Below are 20,550 nucleotides of genomic sequence, written 5' to 3'. Positions count from 1 at the left end.
TGTTCGTCGAGCCAAGATTTTATTCCACGCTTCCTCTAGCCCTTACCTCACGATAAGTACCTTGCGCTTCCTTAGTGGTTGGTCGATGTGTACCCCCACAGTGGACTTTCACCACCTAGATAGTTGCCATGCCTGGCACACATAAAAAAAGAGAAGGTACTCCCTTCTCTAGGATTCTTTTTATATAGCCTCGTTATAATGCTCTTTACAAAAGTTTAAAACCAGTGCCTCTTCCTCGTCTTCTAAACCGAAATCCAACACTTTACCATTGCTTCGATCTAAAATGTGATATTGCACTATTCGTTCCACCGCTTCTTCCACCGCTAAAATAACTCGTATATCTAAGGAATCGCCTTCCTCAAATAATTCATCATCTTCAGGTACTTCAATACCTAGTAAAAATTCATAACGATCTCCCACAATGATTCCTGTAGGATCTTTTATTTTTTCAACCTCATAGGATGTAATGTCCAAAACTTCCACCTCCGTTAAATCATTTTATCACTTTTTCGTTAGAAAATAATGCCCTAACTATTTTGTTGTTATAATGTAAATATAAAACATATAAAGGGGAGAAAAAAATGAAACTTAACGCTGAAAAGATTATATATATTATTGTCCCACTATATCTTCTTTTACTAATATTCGGAAAAGGCATTAATAGTATCCTTTACTCCATTCTTTCATTGGTACTAGGAGTCACCATGCTTTTTCTCGCCTATAAGCTTTTGCGAAAACAAAGAGAAGAACGGAAAAAGAGTTAAAAAATCCTGCATTCCATTAGCAGGATTTTTTGATTTTCATATCAGTTCATCTTCTATTTCATTCATAACTTTAAATGCACCTTTAGAGATATTTGCACATATTGCTAATGTAATGCCGGATTTTGGATAATAAGCAGAATGGAAGCTAACGCCTGGGTCATAACCCATTACATGATACTTAAAAATATTTCCCTCTTTTTTAGCAATCCATACTCCATAACCATAAAAGTCACTTCCATCTTCAAGTACATGCGGAAAAAGTAATTGATTGGTTACCGATTCACTTAATAACTCATTACTCAAAAGAGCATCCCAAAATTTCACCATGTCCTCAGCAGTTACGAATGCTCCTCCATCCGAACCTCCCTGAACTGGTAATGAATACACATTTGTTTTCCATGTACCATCCTCGTAATCTATATACCCAGTTGCTACTTTTCCAGGAAGAGAATCTAAAGCAAAATAACCTGAATCGACCATTCCTGCTTTATCAAAAACATGTTGTTGTACATAATCGCCAAATACTTGTCCGCTTGCTTTTTCAATAATTAACCCTAATAGGATGTACCCCGCATTATTATAGTGAAATCCCTCACCCGGATTGGCTTTCATTTTTTCATTTTGAAATAAAGGTAAGAAATCCTTCAAGCTACGCATATGATACATCGGTCTCTCTATCCATAATTCTTCAAAATCATCCATAACTTCTTCATCAAAATAATCAGGAATACCCGATGTATGGGTTAATAGCTGATGAATTGTTATATTTTCGTCAAAATTTGGAAAAGAGATATCTAAGCATTCCGATAGCTTCGTATCAAAAGTTAGCTTTTCTTTCTGTACAAGCTGACATATAGCAACGGCAGTGAAAATTTTACAACCAGATGCGATACCGAAACGTGTACCTTTTACATTTTTTATAGAGTCTGCACGATTAGCATAGCCAGTAATAGATTCTGCAAGTACTGTATCACTATTTTTAACACAAACAGACCCTGAAAAATCAATTTCTCTTTTAATATTTTCAATTCTGGTCATCAAACTTTTCATTAAGTTTATACCCCTTATTTTGTATAGAGATTCAGCCAGTCACTGCTATCTGTCTCCAACAATGGTTTTTGTACTAATTTCTTAAAAACTTCAGGATTAATTAATTCAGATAAGTCGCTCCCAAACCATTCTTTCACGTTACCTCTCTTAACTATATATTTTTGATTTGAGAATTGTAGGTGGATTTCTTCCACATTTTTAATTAACACAAAAGCTGCTGTTGTGTTATAAATTACAGCTTTTTCTGTCTCTTCATTGCTAGCAAAATCATAGTTTACAACTAATATTAATTTCTTTGAATCCATTTCTATACTTTTCTTATCATTTGCTATTGGCAAGTTATTGAATAGATTACTTGTATTAGATGAGTCTCCCATGTAGTCATTTTCATAAGCTAACACTTTCTCAAATGAGTGAGTAGCTACACTTAGCTGACTTGTTTTATCCTCTATTACTTTTTTTTGATTATTATTTAATACATAAACTACACCTATTAATAAAAGCATAGATATTATGACGATTAACCAAATATTTCTTTGCATTTATTTCCCTCCGTGCTTAAGCTATTTATAAGAACACCAACACCATTCTTGGAAATAGACCTATCAAAGAACTAATACGGCGTTGAAGCTTCCTAGAGAAACTACTTCTGCCGCTTTCTCTATTTTATTTGTGCCTTTCCCTGATTCGTTACAATTATTCGCTGACCATCATTGAGTTCAATTTCTAACGGAGAAGTTTCGCTCATTTTTTTAGAAAAATACCATCTCCTATTAGGTGGGACTAACAAAATAAATGTATCTTTACTTCCAAGAAAATTTAGTTCATCTGGTTCAATTTCTACATGACCTGAAATCGGAATACCGATATCTTGGAGTTGTTCTCCTACTTCTTGTACAAAAGGGGTAGTGATGCTTACTTCACTAAAATTTAAAAGCGATTCCACACTAAAGTCGCTCCATTTGTCCACACTGCGTCTTGCAATGAATTCAATTACATTCCCAGCCGGATCTTCAAAGTAGAATGCATCTGCATTAAAACGTGTGTAGTAAATTTCATCTACTGCATCTTCTCTGTTTAATGTAACTCTTTCTAATGCCCACTGTTTAGCTAGCTTAAACTGGTTACCTGGAATATTAATAGCAAAATGGTATAAGGTTGGTTGCTCTGATTCACAAAAAGTTAGCGTGGATTTACCAATAGATACTGTAAAATAGGAACTGCTTGCCTCCAAAATTGGAAGTCCTAAAACATTGCCATAGAAACCTTTCAGTTTTTTTAAATGGTTTGTATAAAACATGACAGCTTTGAACATTTTCTCACCCCACTAGTTTACATTTATTAACTCAAAACGCTCGCAAACGAGCAACATATCTTCGGAGAACTCTAAATTTACTCCCTTTAATGCATCCGTAAAAAACTTAATATGTACATTTTTCCAGTGATTGTATGAACGATCTCCTTCTCCTTCAGCATATGCAAATTCCGCAGATACCTTGTTCATAGGCAAAATCGTCACTTCAGAAGTTCGAATAATACAGACTGGCTCATCTTGGCTATTTAATACAACACTGTAGTCATCCACTTTTGGTAGAGGTTCTTGTTCTAATTCATAAAAAATATGCCCTGAACAAGTTGCAGTTTTAACCCCATTTATAACTAGCTGTGCTAACTCATCTGGGCTTCCTCCAAATTGCCATGCACTAACAGAACTAGGCTCCTTTTTCCCTTTCCAAAATGTATCCCAATAAAGTTGTGCAGCTACATTCATAATTATTTCCTCAATTCTATTATCAATATATAGTTTCAGTATAGGGAAAAATGACAATAATTACTAATGCAAATTAGCTTATGATATTCTGGTGAGAAGAATATTACGAAAATTGGTCCTGAGTCCGTATATAAAATGCGGTCTCCTCTTTAGCATGATATATTTTAAATAATGGAGTGAATAACATGACGATTAAACTTTATTATGAAGATCCATACATACAAACATTTTCCGCAAAAGTTATTAAGCAAGAGCAGGATTATGTTGTCCTTTCGGAAACTGCGTTTTATCCTACTGGTGGTGGGCAACCACATGATACAGGCACATTAAATAATATTTCTGTTACAAATATAGAAACAATAGAAGGAGAGATTAGACATTACTTAGCAACAAATCTTCCTTCTGATGTAGGGTATGTTGAAGGGGCAATCGACTGGAAAAGACGTTTTGACCATATGCAACAGCATAGTGGACAGCATATATTGTCAGCTGCTTTTGATAACTTGTTTGGCTTGAAAACTGTAAGCTTTCATTTAGGCAAGGATAGCTCCACAATTGATATAGATACGAGTGAAGTTTCGGGGGAACAGTTACAACAAGTTGAGGATCTCGCAAATCAAATTATTTTGGAGAACCGGACGATTGAGACAAGGTGGGTTACGGAAGAGGATTTAAAGGACTATAAACTGCGAAAAGCTACAAAAGTTAAAGAAGATATACGGCTTGTTCTTATTCCAGATTTTGATGACAATGCATGTGGTGGTACACACCCAAGGTATACAGGACAAGTAGGCCTGATTAAAATTCTTCAAACTGAAAAACAAAAACGAATGATTCGGGTAGAGTTTGTTTGTGGTAATAGAGTAATATCGCATTTACACCGTAAACAATCAATAGTCTCTAACTTGATACAAAGCTTAAGCTCACCTGAAGAAAAACTTGAAGATGCTGTAAAGGCATTACTGGATAACGGAAAATCGTTCGATAAACAAATGGCATATTTAAAAGAAACGCTTTTACAATATGAAGCTAAAGAACTTATCCAAAACAAACAAGGTCGTAACATTGCATCCACTTTCCAAGACCGAACAATTCAAGAGCTTCAAAAATTAGCAAAATTAGTTACTTCCGAATCGGAGGAGTCTATTTGTATTTTAATATCGGAAAATGAAGACCTCTTACAATTAGTTGCCGCTAAAGGGAAAGCTGTGGAACAAAGTATGAAACAACTAATGGAATCTATCTTACCTTTAATTAATGGTAAAGGGGGAGGAAATGAAACAATTGCCCAAGGTGGAGGAGAAAAAATTCTCTCCAGTGAGCAATTACTAGAAAAGGCACTAACTAATATCCATTCCTTATAACCGTTCCATATTAATCCTCCTCACATATACTATGTTGAATATATAGTGAAAGGAGGATTTATTAGTGAATCAATTCCCAGAATTCCAACCAGGTAGAGGACAGTTTCCAGGACAGTTTCCAGGACAGTTTCCAGGGCAATTTCCGGGGCAATTTCCAGGGCAGGGTCCTTCATTTCCACCAGGATTTCCATCTGGTCAGCAACAGCAAGGAGGAGCGCCCACAAGTCCCCCTCCATCCTTCGTTCCTCAAAGACAGAGTGTAAGCGCATTTGCAGTAGATCCAGGTGCTATTCGTGGTTGCTTATTCCGCAATACTTTTGTCTGGCTAAATAACGGACGTTCTTTCTGGTTCTTCCCAACTTTTGTTGGTAGAAATTCAGTTGCTGGCTGGAGATGGACCGGTCGTAGATGGACATATTATGGAACAGATTTAAACAGAATCGCTTCATTCCAATGCTTCTAAGAACCAAGCGTACTATTTATTAGTACGCTTTTTTTATGAGCGATTTCGATAAGCACGAAAAGATGTTTTTAATGATGAGTACGCACCAATTGCTGCAGCACTATAAAAAATACCCATAAAAATCCCTGCCGACAAATTATTTGGATGACTAATGAATATAGAAATGAGTAATCCAATTATGGTTGCAATAGAGGATACATATTGAGGTTTAATGGGTAAAACCTTTTTCACTATTTCTGTTACTATAATAATAACTGGTACTGCCCAAATTGAATCCCAGACGTTTGTGTGAATAATAGGAAACTCGGTCATCATTATAACTCCTCTCAATCATATTTCTTAGTAGTTTGATGTAAAGTTCCTTGAAGCATACATTGAATTTATTTCTTTACAAATATCGAACAGAGAAGTAAAATATTTAACTAGGTAAATAAATAAAAAACAATCGTATAAGGAGCTTCCATATAATGAATTTAGCTATTCATGAGCTTTTTCAAAAATCTCGTTTTTTAACGAATGAGATAAATTATACATTAAAAAAACATAATTTATATGCATCACAATGGTCAGTTCTCTACTGCATTAAGAAACATGGGGAAATGTCTTTAACACAAATTTGGAAGTATTTAAACGTGGAGGCTCCTACGATTACTCGTACAGTTTACCGCTTAGTTGAGCTTGGTTGGATAGATATTCATCCCGGAAAAGATCGTCGAGAGAAAATCGTGAAATTGTCGGCAAAAGCTCTAGAAGATTTCCCGGAAATTCAAGCTTCAATGGTAGAGTTTGAAGAAAGAGTTGTCACCAATCTCACGCCTCAAGAACAATCTTTATTACACCAGCTCCTACAAAAAATTATATAAACAAGGAGCATATCTGTTTTGGAAAAGAAAGATCCTATATGGACAAAACCATTTATCAGTTTGTTCACTACAAACTTTTCTATCTTTATTATTTTTTATGGATTAGTATCTACGCTTCCTCTATATGCAACAGATGTATTATCTCGTTCAGATGAAGACGCTGGTTTATTAATGACCATTTTTTTAATTTCTGCAATTTTAGTTAGACCTTTCTCTGGTAAAATTCTAGATATAGTCGGAAAGCGAAAAATGCTTTGGACAACGTTGTTATTATATTTAATATGTACTGGGCTTTACTACTTTATTGAACCTTTTGAGGCATTATTAGTATTGCGATTTGTTCAAGGTATTTTCTTCAGTATCGCAACGACTGCAAGTGGATCGATGGCTGCAGATAATATCCCGATTTCAAGACGTGGTGCTGGATTAGGTTATTTTACAATGTCTACTAACTTAGCAGTTGTTGTTGGTCCTTTTATCGCATTAACGCTAATTCAGTATTTTTCTTACAATATTTTATTTCTTTCATTAACTGCTGTTTTAGTAGTTGGAGCAATCACTGCTTTAATGATACCTGAAGATAAGAAACCTGCTATACCACTTCCAAAGACTAAATTTACTTGGAATGACCTATTTGAGAAAAAAGCCTTACCAGTTGCATTGATGGCAAGTTTAATCGCTTTTTCTTACGCAAGTGTGTTGTCTTATTTATCTATTTACTCGCAAGAAAAAGGAGTGCTCCATTTAACAAGTAGCTTTTTTGCCGTTTTTGCCATAGCAATGCTTGTAACGAGACCGTTTACCGGACGGATTTTCGACGAAAAAGGACCAAAATATATTGTTATCCCAGGTATACTCTCATTTATCTTAGGACTTGTTTTACTTGCTTATATGGATTCTCCTTTTCTATTCTTACTATCCGGTGCATTTGTTGGCCTAGGATACGGAGCGGTAGTGCCAAGCTTCCAAACGCTTGCAATCCAATCGACTAAGCATGAGAGAAGCGGCTATGCAACTGCTACATTTTTTACTTTATTTGATACAGGATTAGCAATAGGTTCTTATATTCTGGGAATCATCGCAACCCAACTTGGGTATCAAAATTTATATTTATTTTCAACTATTTTTCTTATAATAGCTCTAATTATATTTGTATTTAGACAAAAGAAAATGACCGTTTAGCTGAAATGCTAAACGGTTTTCTTTTCCAAATTTAACATTCATGTATGTATATTTATCCTGAATTTGGTAAGACTTGAATGGAATATTATTTGGGAGGGACATTAGTTGAAAATACAATACATTTATTATTTAATGGTCGTAACAATCTTATTAGGAGGATGTAACTTTTCCTCAGCGGATGCAAACTTAAATGAATCCGTACAGGTTTCATTACTGAACTCAGAAGGAAAAGAAGTAGGTAAAGCAACACTTTCTGATAATCCAAAAGGCGTCCATATCCTTTTAGAAGCGGAAGGATTAACTCCAGGAACAAAGGCGATTCATTTTCACGAAAAGGCTATCTGTGAAAAACCAGAGTTTACTACTGCAGGAGCACATGTTAACCCAGAACATAAAGAGCATGGCTTTCAAAACCCAAAAGGATATCATGCAGGCGATTTACCTAACATCGAAATTGACGAAGATGGTAAAGTAGAGTTAGAAACAGTTTCACCCGCTGTTGTATTATCTGCAGGGAAAAGTAATTCACTATTAGATGCAGATGGTAGTTCTATTATTATCCATGAAAATGCGGATGATTATAAGACAGATCCATCCGGCAATTCAGGAAAACGTATAATTTGTGGTGAAATTAGTAAGTAAGTAAGGCGGTGAATGTGATGAGAAAAGTAGGTTGGTTTTTACTATTAGTTTTAGCCATTTTCTTCTCTAGACCATTATGGGAAGAGTATGCTTCCGAATATGTAGATTTATCCTTTTTAACACCCGTAGATAATTGGATAGAATCTTTAGAGGTCGGTCAATATTTAAATGAAGCAAAAGCATATTGGGAGGAATTAAAAGAGGAACCGGCCACTACAATTTCTTCTGAACAAGTACCTTCTGCAGGAAATGGGATAGAACTAGATAAAATAACAATTGGTATGAAAAAAAGTGAAATTGAGAAAATCCATGGTGCTGCTAAAAGAGTTAGCTTAAATGAGTATAATTTAGTTTGGCATACGTACCATGAAAATTATCAAAATTTCATGATGGTTTCTTATGATATGAATAACGTAGCAAACGCTATGTTTACAAATCAACCCTCACAGTCTTCTTTTTTAGGGCTGAAAATGGACAGTTCGAGAGATGAGGTTCATTCTGTGCTAGGCGAACCTCTCACAAAACTGAAAAAAGGCAATGTCGTCTATATCCTACCAACTACCGGGGAATATGATTTATACTTAATAGATGGAAATTATATAACGATATTTTATGATCTACATGAAAATAATACGATTACTGCTTTACAAATAGTAGCTAAATCTGTTGAGAAAGATCATCAATCGACATTTGGTGAGCCTTCCGAGGATCTAAAAAAAGGGTTTGAGTTTCAGCTTTTCGACTTAACAAATTCAGCACGCGTCATTCGAGGTCTCTCTATTCTTACTTATGATGAAGCAGTTAGTGAAACTGCTCGAAAACATAGTGAAGATATGGCCATCCATAATTATTTTAGTCACGAAAACCTCAAAGGAAAATCTCCTTTTGATCGACTCGAAGATGATGGTTTACTGTTTTCTTACGCAGGAGAAAACTTGGCTTATGGCCAATCTAGTAGTATATTTGCACATGAAGGACTAATGAATTCTATGGGGCATCGTAAAAATATTTTAAGTGCAGATTTTGAAAACTTAGGGGTTGGCACAGCATTTAATGAAGAAGAAACCCCGTATTATACGGAAAACTTCTTTTCGAAATAAAGTAGCGAAGAAGTCAGTACAAAAATATTACATTATCAGAGCGTGAAGACAAACTTGAATTTATTTTTATATAGGATAGATCAGGTTTTCCGAAGCTTACCGCTCGCTTTCCGCGGGCGAGCGGTAAGCTTCTCCAAACCAATTAAATGCTACCTTATTATTATTCATATTCTCAGGAAGAATAATCTTGAGTTAATAGAAAATAATGAACGAGAACAATTAGCCAACTACCTTTTGTCTACTATCTGAGGAGCGTGAAGTGACTGAGTCACTTCACGCTCCTCTTTTTTCGGTAATCTACCCACTCCTGAGAGATATGGTGATACTTTTCAATTTGTTTATTTAAAGTGTTTCAGTGCTTCGCGTTTACTTAAAGGAGCAAGTTTTGTATTTTCAACAAACTGAAGGACTGATCCCGAGTTTGTTTTGGCATATTCTCTTAAAACCCAACCTATTGCTTTTTGAATAAAAAATTCTTTGGAATCACTATGTCGCTCAATCGTAGCAAACAATAGAGCTTCATTTGTATCAATCTTGTATTTTAACTGATGCAATATAGAAGCACGATTTGTCCACATATTAGAGGACTTAGCCCACTCCATCATCACAGCCTCTCCCTCACTCCTATTGGTCTTCACGATTCCTCCAACGATATTAGGGGTAATAGAATCCACACTATCCCACCATGACTTATTTTCTATTAATTTTTGGCAAAAAGATAAATCCTTTAAAGTTAGCTTCTTTTGATATTTGCCTAATAATTCAATCGCTATATAGTGATATTCACGCTCGTCTTGCAAAAAAAGAGACCATACTTCATCCTGTAATGACTCTTCTGACGGAAGCTCTGTTTCATTAATTAGACTGCGGAATATTATTCGACGCTCCGGTGTTTTAATACCCAAGAATGGGAAATGATTTTTCATATATTTTGCCATCGGTAAAGCATTTTCTTCATTTCGATGAGGCTCCATATAACACTTAACTAGCTCTGTTGTCCATTTCTTTTTCATTTTAAATGAAATCCCTTACTTGCAAGAAATTGTGCCATATGGGAACGTCTAGGATTTTCAAGGAATTCTGCCATGGAATTTGTCCAATTCGCAATCTTTTGATTGGAGCCTCTACTAGCATAATAATCCTCCATTGTCTGATCATATTCCTTTAGAAGCGTTTCATATTTTTCACTATCATATGCATTTTCATGAAGGATAGCTGCTACTGGAAGGCGAGGTTTAACCTCATTATGTTGATCAGGCAATCCTATAGTGATTGCAAATAAAGGAAATACTCCTTCTGGTAATTCAAATAAACGACTGATTTCTGCTGGTTCGTTGCGTACTCCCCCAATGTAGCAAATCCCATATCCTTTTGATTCTGCTGCAATGACAAGATTTTGAGCGAATAATGCTACATCAACTGTTCCTACAAGGACATTTTCTGTCGTGTCTATTACAATTTCCTTATCATGTAACTTGCCTGCTGCCTGAAGTCTATTGAAATCAGCACATAATAAAAATGCCGCTCCTGCAGTTTCAAATTGCTGTGGATTGCGAGATAAGCTACCTAGGGCTTCTTTTTTCACTTCATCTGTTATCCATATAACACTATACGCTTGAACAAAATGAGAACTAGCTGCATGTTGAGCAGTTTCGATTAGCTCCATTACCTCTTCTTTCGAAAGTGTATACTCTCTATATTTTCGTACGGATGCATGACTACGTAACAGTTTTTCTACCAATGGTGATAACCCCTTTCAACTATTTAGTCTTTATATAGAGTATATCTTAATCCATTTAAAGAACAAAAAAAACGAATTAGAAAGTCTATTAATAGATTTTCTAACTCGTTTTTATTTAAGCTTGTAATTGACTATTTTCTTCCGGAGTAAATGCTCTAGACCTTGTCAAAAAGCGTTTACCTTCTACCCCTTCAAGTGAAAACATTCCTCCTCGACCATTTACCACATCAATGATTAATTGCGTATGCTTCCAATAGTCAAACTGGTTCTTGTGCATATAAAATGGCATGTCTCCAATATGACCAAGTAGTACATCCTGATCTCCAATTATAAGATCCCCATCTGGATAGCACATCGGTGAAGAACCGTCACAACACCCTCCCGATTGATGGAACATTAGGGGCCCATGCTTTCCTTTCAATAAATCAATGAGTTCCAGTGCAGCATCTGTTGCGATTACACGCTCAACCATCTACACCCACCCTTTCTTCATCAGAAGAATCCTAGTTTATTTTCATTGTAGCTAACAAGAAGATTCTTTGTTTGTTGGTAGTGACTTAACATTGTTAAATGATTTTCTCGTCCAATACCAGACATTTTATAACCACCGAAAGCAGCATGTGCTGGATATTGGTGATAGCAGTTTGTCCAAACGCGTCCTGCTTGAATACCACGTCCGAAGCGGTAAGCCGTGTTCATATCACGTGTCCAAATACCAGATCCTAATCCATATAAAGTATCATTTGCAATTTCCAAAGCCTCTTCTTTTGTTTTAAACGTTGTAACGGACACAACAGGTCCAAAGATTTCCTCTTGGAAAATGCGCATATTGTTTGTACCTTTAAATACAGTCGGTTTAATATAATATCCTTCCGCAAATTCTCCATCTAGTGTATTACGTTCTCCACCTATTAGACACTCTGCTCCTTCTTGCTTTCCGATATCTAGATAAGATAAGATTTTTTCCATCTGCTCAGTAGAAGCTTGTGCCCCCATCATTACGGATGGATCTAGTGGATTCCCAGTTTTAATTGCTTCCACACGTGCAAGTACTCGTTCCATGAACTTATCATAAATAGATTCTTGAATAAGTGCTCGAGAAGGACATGTACATACTTCCCCTTGGTTTAGAGCAAACAGAACGAACCCTTCTACTGCTTTATCTAAAAATGCATCATCTTCATCCATAATATCTTCAAAGAAAATGTTTGGTGATTTCCCTCCAAGCTCTAATGTCACAGGGATTAAGTTTTGAGAAGCATATTGCATAATTAAACGTCCCGTTGTTGTTTCACCGGTAAACGCTATTTTACTTATACGTGGACTGGATGCAAGAGGTTTTCCAGCCTCTAAACCAAACCCATTTACAATATTTACGACACCAGGTGGTAATAAATCTCCAATCAGTTCCATTAGTACTAAAATAGATGCAGGTGTTTGCTCTGCTGGCTTTAACACCACACAGTTCCCCGCAGCAAGTGCTGGAGCAAGCTTCCAAACAGCCATTAATAAAGGAAAATTCCAAGGGATAATTTGTCCCACAACTCCTAGTGGTTCATGGAAGTGATATGCTACCGTATCGTTGTCAATTTGGCTTAATCCACCTTCTTGAGCACGGATAGCCCCTGCAAAATAACGGAAATGATCAATTGCCAATGGTAAATCTGCATTCAGTGTTTCTCGAACTGCCTTCCCGTTATCCCAAGTTTCTGCAACGGCAAGCATTTCTAAATTTTCTTCTATACGATTTGCAATCTTATTTAAAATATTGGATCGCTCCGCTACGGATGTTTGTCCCCATGCATCTTTTGCCGAGTGTGCTGCATCCAAAGCAAGCTCGATATCTTCTGAGGTTGAACGAGCAACTTGTGTAAATACTTTACCTGTTATAGGTGTAACGTTTTCAAAATATTGTCCTTTTACTGGAGGTGTCCACTCGCCATAAATATAGTTTTCATACTTGTCCTTAAATGAAACCTTCGAGCCTTCTGTATTCGGAAATGCATAAACCATTCTGTAATTCCTCCCCTTCATAATTGTTCTCGCATTAAACATATTATGCAGACACAAATTTTTGTATGCGCTTTCAAAACTATTTAATAAGTAATAGTTTCATATTCATTTTGGCAGAAAATATTAAATATTTCAATTATTTATACCGCTGGGGTAAAAAAATAGACTTGAGGCATTAGTGAGCACTCAAGTCTTTTTAACATCTATTTATTTGTCTCTCTTCTTACTATTGGAGCAACTTCTGTAGCCAGAAGTTCTAATCCTTTTGCTATCGTACTAAATGATTGGCCTCCAATATCCATCTGTGCAATGAAACGCTTGTGGCCAAATAACTCATGTTGAACAAGAATTTTTTCAATGATTTGTTGTGGACTACCTACAAATAATGCAGTTGCTGGACTAGCCATTTGTTCAAAATCAGCACGAGACATTCTTGTACCCATACCTCTTTGTTTATTTACATAGGACCAATAATTAGAGTAATATGGATAAAATTCATCTTTAGCTTGTTGCGTATCTTTAGCAATATACGTGTGGCCAGTAACTCCAACAGCTAAACTTTCAGGTGCATGACCTGCATCCATTCCAGCTTGTATATACAAATCTACAAGTGGTTTAAAATGTCGTGGATCTCCGCCAAGGATAGCAAGAGCCATTCCAGTTCCAAGTCTGCCTGCTCGAACTGCACTTTCTGGGGTACCGCCAACTCCTATCCAAATTGGAAGTTTCTCTTGAATTGGTCTAGGAGATATCATTGCATTTGTTAGATTTGGCCGAAATTCCCCTTGCCAAGTAACTATTTCATCCTTATTTAATAGCTGAAGTAATTTAATATTTTCTTCAAATAAAGCATCATAATCTTTTAAATCATATCCAAAAAGCGGAAAAGACTCTATAAATGCCCCTCGTCCAGCGATAATTTCCGCTCTCCCATTTGAGATTTGATCTAAAGTTGCAAAGTCTTCAAATAAACGAACCGGATCTAAAGTACTTAATACAGACGTTGCACTTGTTAACTTAATATTTTGCGTTGCTTGGGCTATTGCTGAAAGTACAACAGCAGGAGAAGATATCGTGTAATCTAGTCGATGGTGTTCTCCTACTCCGAAAATATCCAGCCCTGCTTCATCTGCCATTTTGCCAAGTTCTATTATTTCTTTTAGTCGCTGTGACATGCTTGTTGTTTCTCCAGTGAGCGGATTTGGACCGAGATCACCAAAGGTATAAATACCAATCTCCATCGGCTTACTCCGCTTCTGATACAACTGTAAAACGTTCGTTTACATGCTGAGGATTTTCTATTTCATCTACAACAGCTACAGCATAATCCGCATAACTTACGTAGCTATCGCCTTTTGCATTTACAATAAAATTATCTTTCCCCTTTTGGTATGCACCTGTTCTTTTTCCCTCTGGATTAAAGAATGCAGCAGGGCTAACAAATGTCCATTGGATTGCTTCTGATGCTTTTAGGTCTTCTAAGTTTTTCCCTTGGTTTGAGGCCGTTGGAAGAAATTCTTTAGGGAACTCAGGTGTATCCATTAATCTGATTGTTTTAGCATCGTCTACAAACAAGCTTCCTGCCCCACCAACAACAACTAATTTTGTTTCAGGTGCATTTTTTAATTCATTGATTAATGACTTCCCTGCTTCCACATGCAAATGTTCTTGCCCAGGAGGAGCACTAATTGCATTCACTACTACATCAAATTGCTTCATGTCTTCACCTGTTAAATCAAAAATATCCTTTTCTAATACAGTTGTATTCTTATCTTCTATTTTAGAAGCGTTTCTTACAATTGCACTTACTTCATGCCCTCTGTCAACAGCCTCCTTATAAATTAAGTTACCTGCTTTTCCTGTTGCTCCAATTACACCAATTTTCATTTAAATTCCCTCCAAAGATATTATTTTTTATTGTAACCAAAACGGTTACAACTATATCAAAAAAATTGAATAACTATCCAATTTTTCGATTCAAAACATTTACTAGTTCTTCCATTGTAACTTCTTTTAATACCGTTTCCATGGCATCTTGAGCACGAAAAAGAATTAATTCGAGGACACCTTGAATATTAGCTCCTACTGGACAATTCGGATTCGGGTTTTCATGCATTTGAAATAATTCTCCCTCATCTACCACATCTACCGCTCGATACACATCTAATAAGGTTATTTCCTGTAACGGTTTTTGAAGGGTTGCTCCACCTAGCCCACGACGAATATCTATGAGTCCTGCATTTTTTAGCTTACCCATAACTCTTCGAATTACTACTGGGTTTGTATTTACACTTTCTGCAATCCACTCTGAAGTACAAATAACATTACGATCATAATTTATGAGAGATAGTATGTGAACTGCCACTGTAAATCGACTGCTTATTTTCATGTCTTTTCACCTTCCGATGTAACCATCATAATTACATCACTTGTCACTGTCAAGAAATATGATTTTAATATCCATTTCCTCTTTCACTATGCATAAATATTCTATAAAATAAATTATAAGCTATTTTCAGAAAAGAGGAGATTGAAATTGAGCGACATAGCAAATAGTGCAAACATGACCGTTAGACCAGTTAAAGTCCCGCATAAAAGTACCCCCAAAAAAGTCTTGTTTGCACGAATATTTATGATTGCCCTTGGAGCAATATTAATGTCCATTGGATTGGAACTATTTTTAGTCCCTAACCAGATTTTAGACGGAGGAGTAGTAGGGGTATCCATCATCTTATCTCATCTTACAGGTGTTCGTTTAGGTATTTTTATATTTATTTTGAACATCCCTTTCTTTTTCCTAGGTTATAAACAAATAGGAAAAACCTTCGCATTATCAACGTTATTTGGTATTACGGTCTTATCCATTTGTACTTCTTATTTACATAATATTGATGCTATTACATCTGATTTATTACTTTCTACCGTGTTTGGTGGAATTGTTTTAGGCATGGGAGTGGGCCTTGTCATTCGTAATGGAGGTTCTTTAGACGGATCGGAAATACTAGCGATCTTATTTAATAAAGCGACCCCATTTTCTGTTGGTGAAATCATTATGATTATTAACTTAGTCATTTTCGCAATTGCTGGTTTTGTATTTACATGGGAACAGGCAATGTACTCATTTCTGGCATATTTTATCGCATTTAAAACGATTGATATTGTAATTGAAGGATTAGATGAGTCTAAATCTGTCTATATCATCAGTGACCATATCGAGGATATTGGCGACGCAATTATGGATCGTTTAGGGCGTGGTGTAACCTATTTACATGGAGAAGGTGCATATACAGGAGACAATAAAAAAGTTATTTTCACTGTTGTTACGCGACTGGAAGAAGCCAAGTTAAAATCTATTGTAGAAGAGTTTGATGATCACGCTTTTCTTGCCCTAGGCAATATTGCTGAAGTTCGCGGTGGAAGATTTAAGAAAAGAGATATCCACTAAGAAAAGCGCAAGCGCCCTTTAAATCTAATATCTGTTTTCAAATATTTCCGGAGTGCTGTGGACGCCTTTGTGCTACATCATTACCGTTTGGTTTTTAGGAGAGGGGGGTCGTGACTAGTGTCACGTCCCTCCTCTCTTTTTTCGGTAATGCTGTGGCCTTTGTCTGACTTTCGCCCTCCTGCAACTTTTGGAAACTAGATATTAGCTTTTGGGATAAATAGAGAAAAGATACTATCCTATTTTTTGTAAGCTCCCGAAGATGCAATTTCGGGAGCTATCCATACTTCTCTTTAGATTAGAGTTTATTACTTTTTCTAATATATCCTTGATAAAAATATATAACGGCTTCTAAATCTAGACAACTACTAAGTAGAAAAGTCTCTTTCGTTCTTTAATAATAGACTCCGTAATTTTTAAACCAGGATGCGAAATGATACTGCACTAATAAATATGCATGCAGATTCTACGAATCTTGGTTTAACTAATTTTATTAAAGTGGTACTGTATCAACTGATGTTTTCAGGATGTGCGCATTACACGCCGCAAGAGCGACTCATCCTGCGGAGGCTCATGCGTAGCGTGCGGCAAGCACACATCCGTGTTATCTTCTCCAAGTTGCTGAAACACATTCTATATACTATTAAAAAAACCGATTCCGTTTATCTTGGAATCGGTTTTTAACTTATGCAATAGAATTTACTTTATCTAGCATTGTTCCATTTTCCGCTAGGCTCGTGTGGAATGAAAATGCTTTTTCCAACACATGAGGAGTTTGTCCTCCTCTTGTTAATGCTTCCTTATAATAATTCCTTAATTGTTCTTTATACATTGGATGCACGCAATTTTCAATGATTAGCTCAGCACGTTCTCTAGGCGCTAATCCACGAAGGTCCGCATAGCCTTGCTCCGTCACTACTACATCCACGTCATGCTCTGTATGATCGACATGAGAGACGAATGGAACAACACTTGAGATATTGCCACCTTTTGCAATAGATTTCGTAACAAAAATTGCTATACGTGAATTACGAGCAAAATCTCCAGAGCCCCCAATGCCATTCATCATTTTAGTTCCAGAAACATGGGTGGAGTTGACATTTCCGTAAATATCAAATTCAAGCGCCGTGTTTATAGCTATCAATCCGAGTCGACGAATGATTTCAGGATGATTGGTGATTTCCTGTGGTCTTATCACAAGTTGGTCACGATAATTTTCTAGATTTCCGTAAACTTGCTCCATTTTTTCTGCTGACAGTGTAATCGAACAAGCAGACGCAAAATTCACTTTTCCAGCATCCATTAGTTCAAAAACGGAGTCTTGAAGTACTTCTGAATAGACTTGCAGATCCTCAAACTCAGAGTCAATCATTCCGTGTAATACGGCATTTGCAACGGAGCCTATTCCAGCTTGGAGTGGTGCCAATTTATTTGTAAGTCGACCTGCCTTTACTTCTTCTCGCAAAAAGTCCATTAAATGATTAGCCATTTCTTGCGTCTCCTGATCTGGTGGCACAATAGCTGAAGGTGAATCTTTATGGTTCGTGAACACAATTCCTTTAACCTTTGCTATATCAAAAGGAATCCCAATTGTTCCAATTCGATCCTCTACTTTAGTTAGAGGAATTGGCTTTCTTTTCCCTTGCTCTGCTGGTTCGTATAAATCGTGTAATCCTTCTAATAATTCGGAATGCTCCATGTTAATTTCCACAATTATATTTTTTGCCTGTGACACAAATGTTAATGAGTTTCCAACAGATGTAGTAGGTATAATCATTCCATCCGCAGTAATTGAAACCGCTTCCACAATAGCGAAGTCAATTGTAGGTAATACACCTGAACGTATCATTTCTGCAGTATGTGATAAATGCTGATCTACAAATAAATGATTCGCATCATTTATATTTTTTCGCATGGTCGCATCTGCTTGGAATGGTAAACGCTTATTAATAATACCTGCTTCGGACAGTAATTTATCTAAATCAGAGCCTAACGATGCCCCTGTAAAAATATTAACTTTAAATTTTTCATTTTTTCCTCTTTCTACTAAAGCAAATGGAACCGCTTTCGCATCACCCGCACGTGTAAATCCGCTTAAACCTAATGTCATTCCGTCTTGAATCCATGAGGCAGCTTCATCTGCTCCAACTACAAGACTATGTAAACTACTATCTTTAATTCGCTTAAGATTATTTTCCATAAAATTCATCTCCTTCGAAAAAGTACATTAAATAAATCTTATCGTGTATTTGTCACAATTTCGAAAAAACTTGATAAGTTTTATTAATAGATGAATGAAACAGAAAATAACTATACCGAAACAGTATAATTTATATTTTCTTTTTATTCGTTCTTCTTTTTAATGTATTTAAAGCAAAAAAAACGCTTGAATAATAGGGTAACTTCCCCTTATTCAAACATTTCTGTTTAGAATCCTAATAACTTGCGAAAGTAGCTTGAGTAGGATTGACTCACTGAAATTTTTTCTTCATTATCCATCGCAAGTACGAAAGTAGAATGTGTATCTGGATAAATTTCTTTTATATGATGAACATTTACAATATACGATCGATGGCATCGAATAAACATTTCTCTTGGTAGCCTATATTCAAAGTCTTGTAGCGAACTAGCATGCGTTCCCGATAAATGCTTCGTTACAATATATGTTTTACGATCTCTCGCTTCTAAATACAATACCTCTGAAAATGGAATAGGAACCCAGCCATCTGGCGTTTTGATTGTGATTACTGATTTTCCTTCTGTAAAAGCAGGGTAAATCGCTAAAACACACCCTTCCAGTTCTCCTTTAAATTCATAAGGAACTGCCATTCCATGATATGGTACCCCAAAAACTTCCCTATCAATAAATTCCGAAGCCTTTTGCTTACTATGCATAGCTTTATATGCAATTGTTCCCTCTTTTACCGGATCTCCTGGGGAAATTTTTAAATCGATTCTTTTGCTTGGTCGATAATAGATATATTCCTCTGTATTAGAAACTGCAATAGAGATTTCATCCGAAAATAACTCACCAATTACATCTAAAAGCGCCTTAACAGAAAGGTCTTTCATCCTATACTCTCCTTTCTCATTACTTTTTACTGACAGACAACTATTTCACGAGAAAACAGCTGTTTCTTCGTTACACACCGGTCGATTATTTGGAAGCCCACCGAATTTAATCGTTCATCCATTGATTCAATTGTGACGATGACTACCTTTTTTGCAATTCTTCTAGCATGCTTTAATATTTCAAACTGTTCATCCCATGATGCATGGGTATATAAGTTATATGGCAAATCAATAATAGCCACATCATAGGTTTCCGTAATATCTTCAATTGCCCCTTTTTGCACATCTCCGGTTAAACCAAAGTATGCGATATTTTCCCTTGAACCAACACAAACAAGAGGGTTTATATCTCTTCCGACAATATCGATACCCATGGATAGTGCTTCTACAAGAACCGTTCCGATTCCACAGCAGGGATCGATTGCTCGAATTCCTTCTGGGTGTGGAACTGCAATATTTGCAACAGCCCTAGCAACACGAGTGCTTAAAGCAGTAGAATATTCTTTTGGTTTTTTCATATGATGAAACCAGATAGGTTCGCTTTTTGTATACGTACCAAAATACCAGCGTCCACCGAATGGAACAATAGCAAATAACTGATCGGGATTATGTAGATCAAAATCACCTTGCATTTCACTGCCTATAGCACGCTCAATTTGAAGACGTTCTTTATTCTCAATTTTATCTGTTCCTTGGCGATCGTTAATTTTTAAAAATATTACTTTGTTCGTTTCTTCTTCAGTTCCAAAAGCAGGTGCTTGAGCAATAATTTCCTCTACTCCATCACCATCTGCTAATATCTCTAATCTTCCCTTCATAAAAGGACTTCTATTGGGATCGATTTTTATATGGCTTTTCAATATTTTTAACTCCGTGTCTATTCCAAAAAAAGAGCGCATCTCCAAATGACATAGAGAGCGTTCTGCATCATTATATGCATATGTATAAATGAATGCCGGTTGTCGGCTAATGTTCGTCAATTTATTCCCTCCAATATAATTCCTATTATACCATGCATAATTTTTTGCCGAAACTGAATAGCTATTCACTTCTAGAAGGAATATAATGACAATAAGTTTCAGA

The 20,550-nt window shown here is 36.2% G+C and carries 23 protein-coding genes; 7 read left to right on the top strand and 16 right to left on the bottom strand.

All coding sequences use genetic code 11. The features are described 5' to 3' along the window. Nucleotides 1–180: 180 nt before the first annotated feature. The 5 genes from WAX74_RS16885 to WAX74_RS16865 form a co-directional block, all read right to left on the bottom strand. The gene (locus WAX74_RS16885) at nt 181–483 is read right to left on the bottom strand and encodes a DUF6509 family protein (protein ID WP_336498833.1); all 303 of its coding nucleotides are present in this window, start codon (nt 481–483) and stop codon (nt 181–183) included. Nucleotides 484–800: 317 nt separating this feature from the next. After that, nucleotides 801–1,814, bottom strand: a complete 1,014-nt coding sequence (locus WAX74_RS16880; RefSeq protein WP_336498832.1) for a serine hydrolase domain-containing protein — start codon at nt 1,812–1,814, stop codon at nt 801–803. 14 nt (nt 1,815–1,828) lie between these two features. Further along, on the bottom strand, nt 1,829–2,356 hold the full coding sequence (locus WAX74_RS16875) for a DUF4825 domain-containing protein (protein ID WP_336498831.1): 528 nt from the start codon (nt 2,354–2,356) through the stop codon (nt 1,829–1,831). Between the two features lie 119 nt (nt 2,357–2,475). Next, entirely contained in the window at nt 2,476–3,129 is a 654-nt protein-coding gene (locus WAX74_RS16870; protein ID WP_336498830.1) for a glyoxalase, read from the bottom strand. 12 nt (nt 3,130–3,141) lie between these two features. Then, nucleotides 3,142–3,585, bottom strand: coding sequence for an ASCH domain-containing protein (locus WAX74_RS16865; RefSeq protein WP_336498829.1), 444 nt, complete (start codon nt 3,583–3,585; stop codon nt 3,142–3,144). 185 nt (nt 3,586–3,770) lie between these two features. On the opposite strand from WAX74_RS16865, the gene WAX74_RS16860 reads away from it, so the two are divergent. Continuing rightward, entirely contained in the window at nt 3,771–4,949 is a 1,179-nt protein-coding gene (locus WAX74_RS16860) for an alanyl-tRNA editing protein (protein WP_336498828.1), read from the top strand. A 64-nt stretch (nt 4,950–5,013) separates the two neighbouring features. After that, nucleotides 5,014–5,412 carry a transporter gene (locus WAX74_RS16855; RefSeq protein ID WP_336498827.1) on the top strand — a complete coding sequence of 133 codons (399 nt, stop codon included), beginning with the start codon at nt 5,014–5,016 and terminating at the stop codon, nt 5,410–5,412. Nucleotides 5,413–5,445: 33 nt separating this feature from the next. On the opposite strand, the gene WAX74_RS16850 is transcribed toward WAX74_RS16855, so the two are convergent. Continuing rightward, the gene (locus WAX74_RS16850; protein WP_336498836.1) at nt 5,446–5,724 is read right to left on the bottom strand and encodes a hypothetical protein; all 279 of its coding nucleotides are present in this window, start codon (nt 5,722–5,724) and stop codon (nt 5,446–5,448) included. Nucleotides 5,725–5,879: 155 nt separating this feature from the next. Here WAX74_RS16850 and WAX74_RS16845 point away from each other — a divergent pair, with 155 nt between their 5' ends. The 4 genes from WAX74_RS16845 (at nt 5,880) to WAX74_RS16830 (ending at nt 9,199) form a co-directional block, all read left to right on the top strand. After that, the gene (locus WAX74_RS16845) at nt 5,880–6,275 is read left to right on the top strand and encodes a MarR family winged helix-turn-helix transcriptional regulator (RefSeq protein WP_336498826.1); all 396 of its coding nucleotides are present in this window, start codon (nt 5,880–5,882) and stop codon (nt 6,273–6,275) included. Nucleotides 6,276–6,293: 18 nt separating this feature from the next. Further along, nucleotides 6,294–7,457, top strand: coding sequence for an MFS transporter (locus WAX74_RS16840; RefSeq protein ID WP_336498825.1), 1,164 nt, complete (start codon nt 6,294–6,296; stop codon nt 7,455–7,457). 105 nt (nt 7,458–7,562) lie between these two features. Then, nucleotides 7,563–8,099 carry a superoxide dismutase family protein gene (locus WAX74_RS16835; protein WP_336498824.1) on the top strand — a complete coding sequence of 179 codons (537 nt, stop codon included), beginning with the start codon at nt 7,563–7,565 and terminating at the stop codon, nt 8,097–8,099. Between the two features lie 17 nt (nt 8,100–8,116). Beyond that, complete coding sequence (locus tag WAX74_RS16830) at nt 8,117–9,199, top strand: CAP domain-containing protein (protein ID WP_336498823.1); 1,083 nt, start codon at nt 8,117–8,119, stop codon at nt 9,197–9,199. A 338-nt stretch (nt 9,200–9,537) separates the two neighbouring features. On the opposite strand, the gene WAX74_RS16825 is transcribed toward WAX74_RS16830, so the two are convergent. The 7 genes from WAX74_RS16825 to WAX74_RS16795 all read right to left on the bottom strand — a co-directional run bounded on the left by WAX74_RS16825 (nt 9,538) and on the right by WAX74_RS16795 (nt 15,342). Beyond that, nucleotides 9,538–10,212, bottom strand: a complete 675-nt coding sequence (locus WAX74_RS16825; protein ID WP_336498822.1) for a DNA alkylation repair protein — start codon at nt 10,210–10,212, stop codon at nt 9,538–9,540. Further along, on the bottom strand, nt 10,209–10,940 hold the full coding sequence (locus tag WAX74_RS16820; RefSeq protein WP_336498821.1) for an NADPH-dependent oxidoreductase: 732 nt from the start codon (nt 10,938–10,940) through the stop codon (nt 10,209–10,211). The genes WAX74_RS16825 and WAX74_RS16820 overlap by 4 nt, the downstream gene beginning before the upstream one ends. A 115-nt stretch (nt 10,941–11,055) precedes the next feature. After that, on the bottom strand, nt 11,056–11,412 hold the full coding sequence (locus tag WAX74_RS16815) for a DUF779 domain-containing protein (protein WP_336498820.1): 357 nt from the start codon (nt 11,410–11,412) through the stop codon (nt 11,056–11,058). 20 nt (nt 11,413–11,432) lie between these two features. Next, on the bottom strand, nt 11,433–12,953 hold the full coding sequence (gene adh / locus WAX74_RS16810; RefSeq protein WP_336498819.1) for an aldehyde dehydrogenase: 1,521 nt from the start codon (nt 12,951–12,953) through the stop codon (nt 11,433–11,435). A 203-nt stretch (nt 12,954–13,156) separates the two neighbouring features. Next, nucleotides 13,157–14,194 carry an LLM class flavin-dependent oxidoreductase gene (locus WAX74_RS16805; protein ID WP_336498818.1) on the bottom strand — a complete coding sequence of 346 codons (1,038 nt, stop codon included), beginning with the start codon at nt 14,192–14,194 and terminating at the stop codon, nt 13,157–13,159. 4 nt (nt 14,195–14,198) lie between these two features. Next, a complete protein-coding gene (locus WAX74_RS16800) occupies nt 14,199–14,840 on the bottom strand; it encodes an NAD(P)-dependent oxidoreductase (protein WP_336498817.1) in 642 nt (213 codons plus the stop codon). Between the two features lie 73 nt (nt 14,841–14,913). Then, the gene (locus tag WAX74_RS16795; protein ID WP_336498816.1) at nt 14,914–15,342 is read right to left on the bottom strand and encodes an Rrf2 family transcriptional regulator; all 429 of its coding nucleotides are present in this window, start codon (nt 15,340–15,342) and stop codon (nt 14,914–14,916) included. Nucleotides 15,343–15,516: 174 nt separating this feature from the next. Between WAX74_RS16795 and WAX74_RS16790 the strand changes: the two genes are divergently transcribed. Continuing rightward, a complete protein-coding gene (locus WAX74_RS16790) occupies nt 15,517–16,398 on the top strand; it encodes a YitT family protein (protein ID WP_336498835.1) in 882 nt (293 codons plus the stop codon). Nucleotides 16,399–17,080: 682 nt separating this feature from the next. Here WAX74_RS16790 and WAX74_RS16785 read toward each other — a convergent pair. The 3 genes from WAX74_RS16785 to WAX74_RS16775 all read right to left on the bottom strand — a co-directional run bounded on the left by WAX74_RS16785 (nt 17,081) and on the right by WAX74_RS16775 (nt 20,447). After that, nucleotides 17,081–18,595 (bottom strand): acetyl-CoA hydrolase/transferase family protein, encoded by a 1,515-nt coding sequence (locus WAX74_RS16785; RefSeq protein WP_336498815.1) that lies wholly within the window; start codon nt 18,593–18,595, stop codon nt 17,081–17,083. 227 nt (nt 18,596–18,822) lie between these two features. Further along, nucleotides 18,823–19,467, bottom strand: coding sequence for a LytTR family DNA-binding domain-containing protein (locus WAX74_RS16780; protein WP_336498814.1), 645 nt, complete (start codon nt 19,465–19,467; stop codon nt 18,823–18,825). Nucleotides 19,468–19,493: 26 nt separating this feature from the next. Beyond that, complete coding sequence (locus WAX74_RS16775) at nt 19,494–20,447, bottom strand: TRM11 family SAM-dependent methyltransferase (RefSeq protein ID WP_336498813.1); 954 nt, start codon at nt 20,445–20,447, stop codon at nt 19,494–19,496. Nucleotides 20,448–20,550: the final 103 nt, after the last annotated feature.

Origin of the sequence: Psychrobacillus mangrovi (assembly GCF_037104765.1) — a bacterium.
GTDB classification, from domain to species: Bacteria; Bacillota; Bacilli; order Bacillales_A; family Planococcaceae; genus Psychrobacillus; species Psychrobacillus mangrovi.
Note: the sequence above shows the minus strand (reverse complement) of the source record. Positions and strands in the feature narration are given on the sequence as shown.

Excerpts from the sequence above, each read along its gene's own strand:
- WAX74_RS16880 (WP_336498832.1), bottom strand. The coding sequence starts at position 1,814 with ATGAAAAGTTTGATGACCAGAATTGAAAATATTAAAAGAGAAATTGAT.
- WAX74_RS16875 (WP_336498831.1), bottom strand. The coding sequence starts at position 2,356 with ATGCAAAGAAATATTTGGTTAATCGTCATAATATCTATGCTTTTATTA.
- WAX74_RS16870 (WP_336498830.1), bottom strand. The coding sequence starts at position 3,129 with ATGTTCAAAGCTGTCATGTTTTATACAAACCATTTAAAAAAACTGAAA.
- WAX74_RS16865 (WP_336498829.1), bottom strand. The coding sequence starts at position 3,585 with ATGAATGTAGCTGCACAACTTTATTGGGATACATTTTGGAAAGGGAAA.
- WAX74_RS16860 (WP_336498828.1), top strand. The coding sequence starts at position 3,771 with ATGACGATTAAACTTTATTATGAAGATCCATACATACAAACATTTTCC.
- WAX74_RS16850 (WP_336498836.1), bottom strand. The coding sequence starts at position 5,724 with ATGACCGAGTTTCCTATTATTCACACAAACGTCTGGGATTCAATTTGG.
- WAX74_RS16845 (WP_336498826.1), top strand. The coding sequence starts at position 5,880 with ATGAATTTAGCTATTCATGAGCTTTTTCAAAAATCTCGTTTTTTAACG.
- WAX74_RS16830 (WP_336498823.1), top strand. The coding sequence starts at position 8,117 with ATGAGAAAAGTAGGTTGGTTTTTACTATTAGTTTTAGCCATTTTCTTC.
- WAX74_RS16825 (WP_336498822.1), bottom strand. The coding sequence starts at position 10,212 with ATGAAAAAGAAATGGACAACAGAGCTAGTTAAGTGTTATATGGAGCCT.
- WAX74_RS16815 (WP_336498820.1), bottom strand. The coding sequence starts at position 11,412 with ATGGTTGAGCGTGTAATCGCAACAGATGCTGCACTGGAACTCATTGAT.
- adh (WP_336498819.1), bottom strand. The coding sequence starts at position 12,953 with ATGGTTTATGCATTTCCGAATACAGAAGGCTCGAAGGTTTCATTTAAG.
- WAX74_RS16805 (WP_336498818.1), bottom strand. The coding sequence starts at position 14,194 with ATGGAGATTGGTATTTATACCTTTGGTGATCTCGGTCCAAATCCGCTC.
- WAX74_RS16800 (WP_336498817.1), bottom strand. The coding sequence starts at position 14,840 with ATGAAAATTGGTGTAATTGGAGCAACAGGAAAAGCAGGTAACTTAATT.
- WAX74_RS16795 (WP_336498816.1), bottom strand. The coding sequence starts at position 15,342 with ATGAAAATAAGCAGTCGATTTACAGTGGCAGTTCACATACTATCTCTC.
- WAX74_RS16790 (WP_336498835.1), top strand. The coding sequence starts at position 15,517 with ATGACCGTTAGACCAGTTAAAGTCCCGCATAAAAGTACCCCCAAAAAA.
- WAX74_RS16785 (WP_336498815.1), bottom strand. The coding sequence starts at position 18,595 with ATGGAAAATAATCTTAAGCGAATTAAAGATAGTAGTTTACATAGTCTT.
- WAX74_RS16780 (WP_336498814.1), bottom strand. The coding sequence starts at position 19,467 with ATGAAAGACCTTTCTGTTAAGGCGCTTTTAGATGTAATTGGTGAGTTA.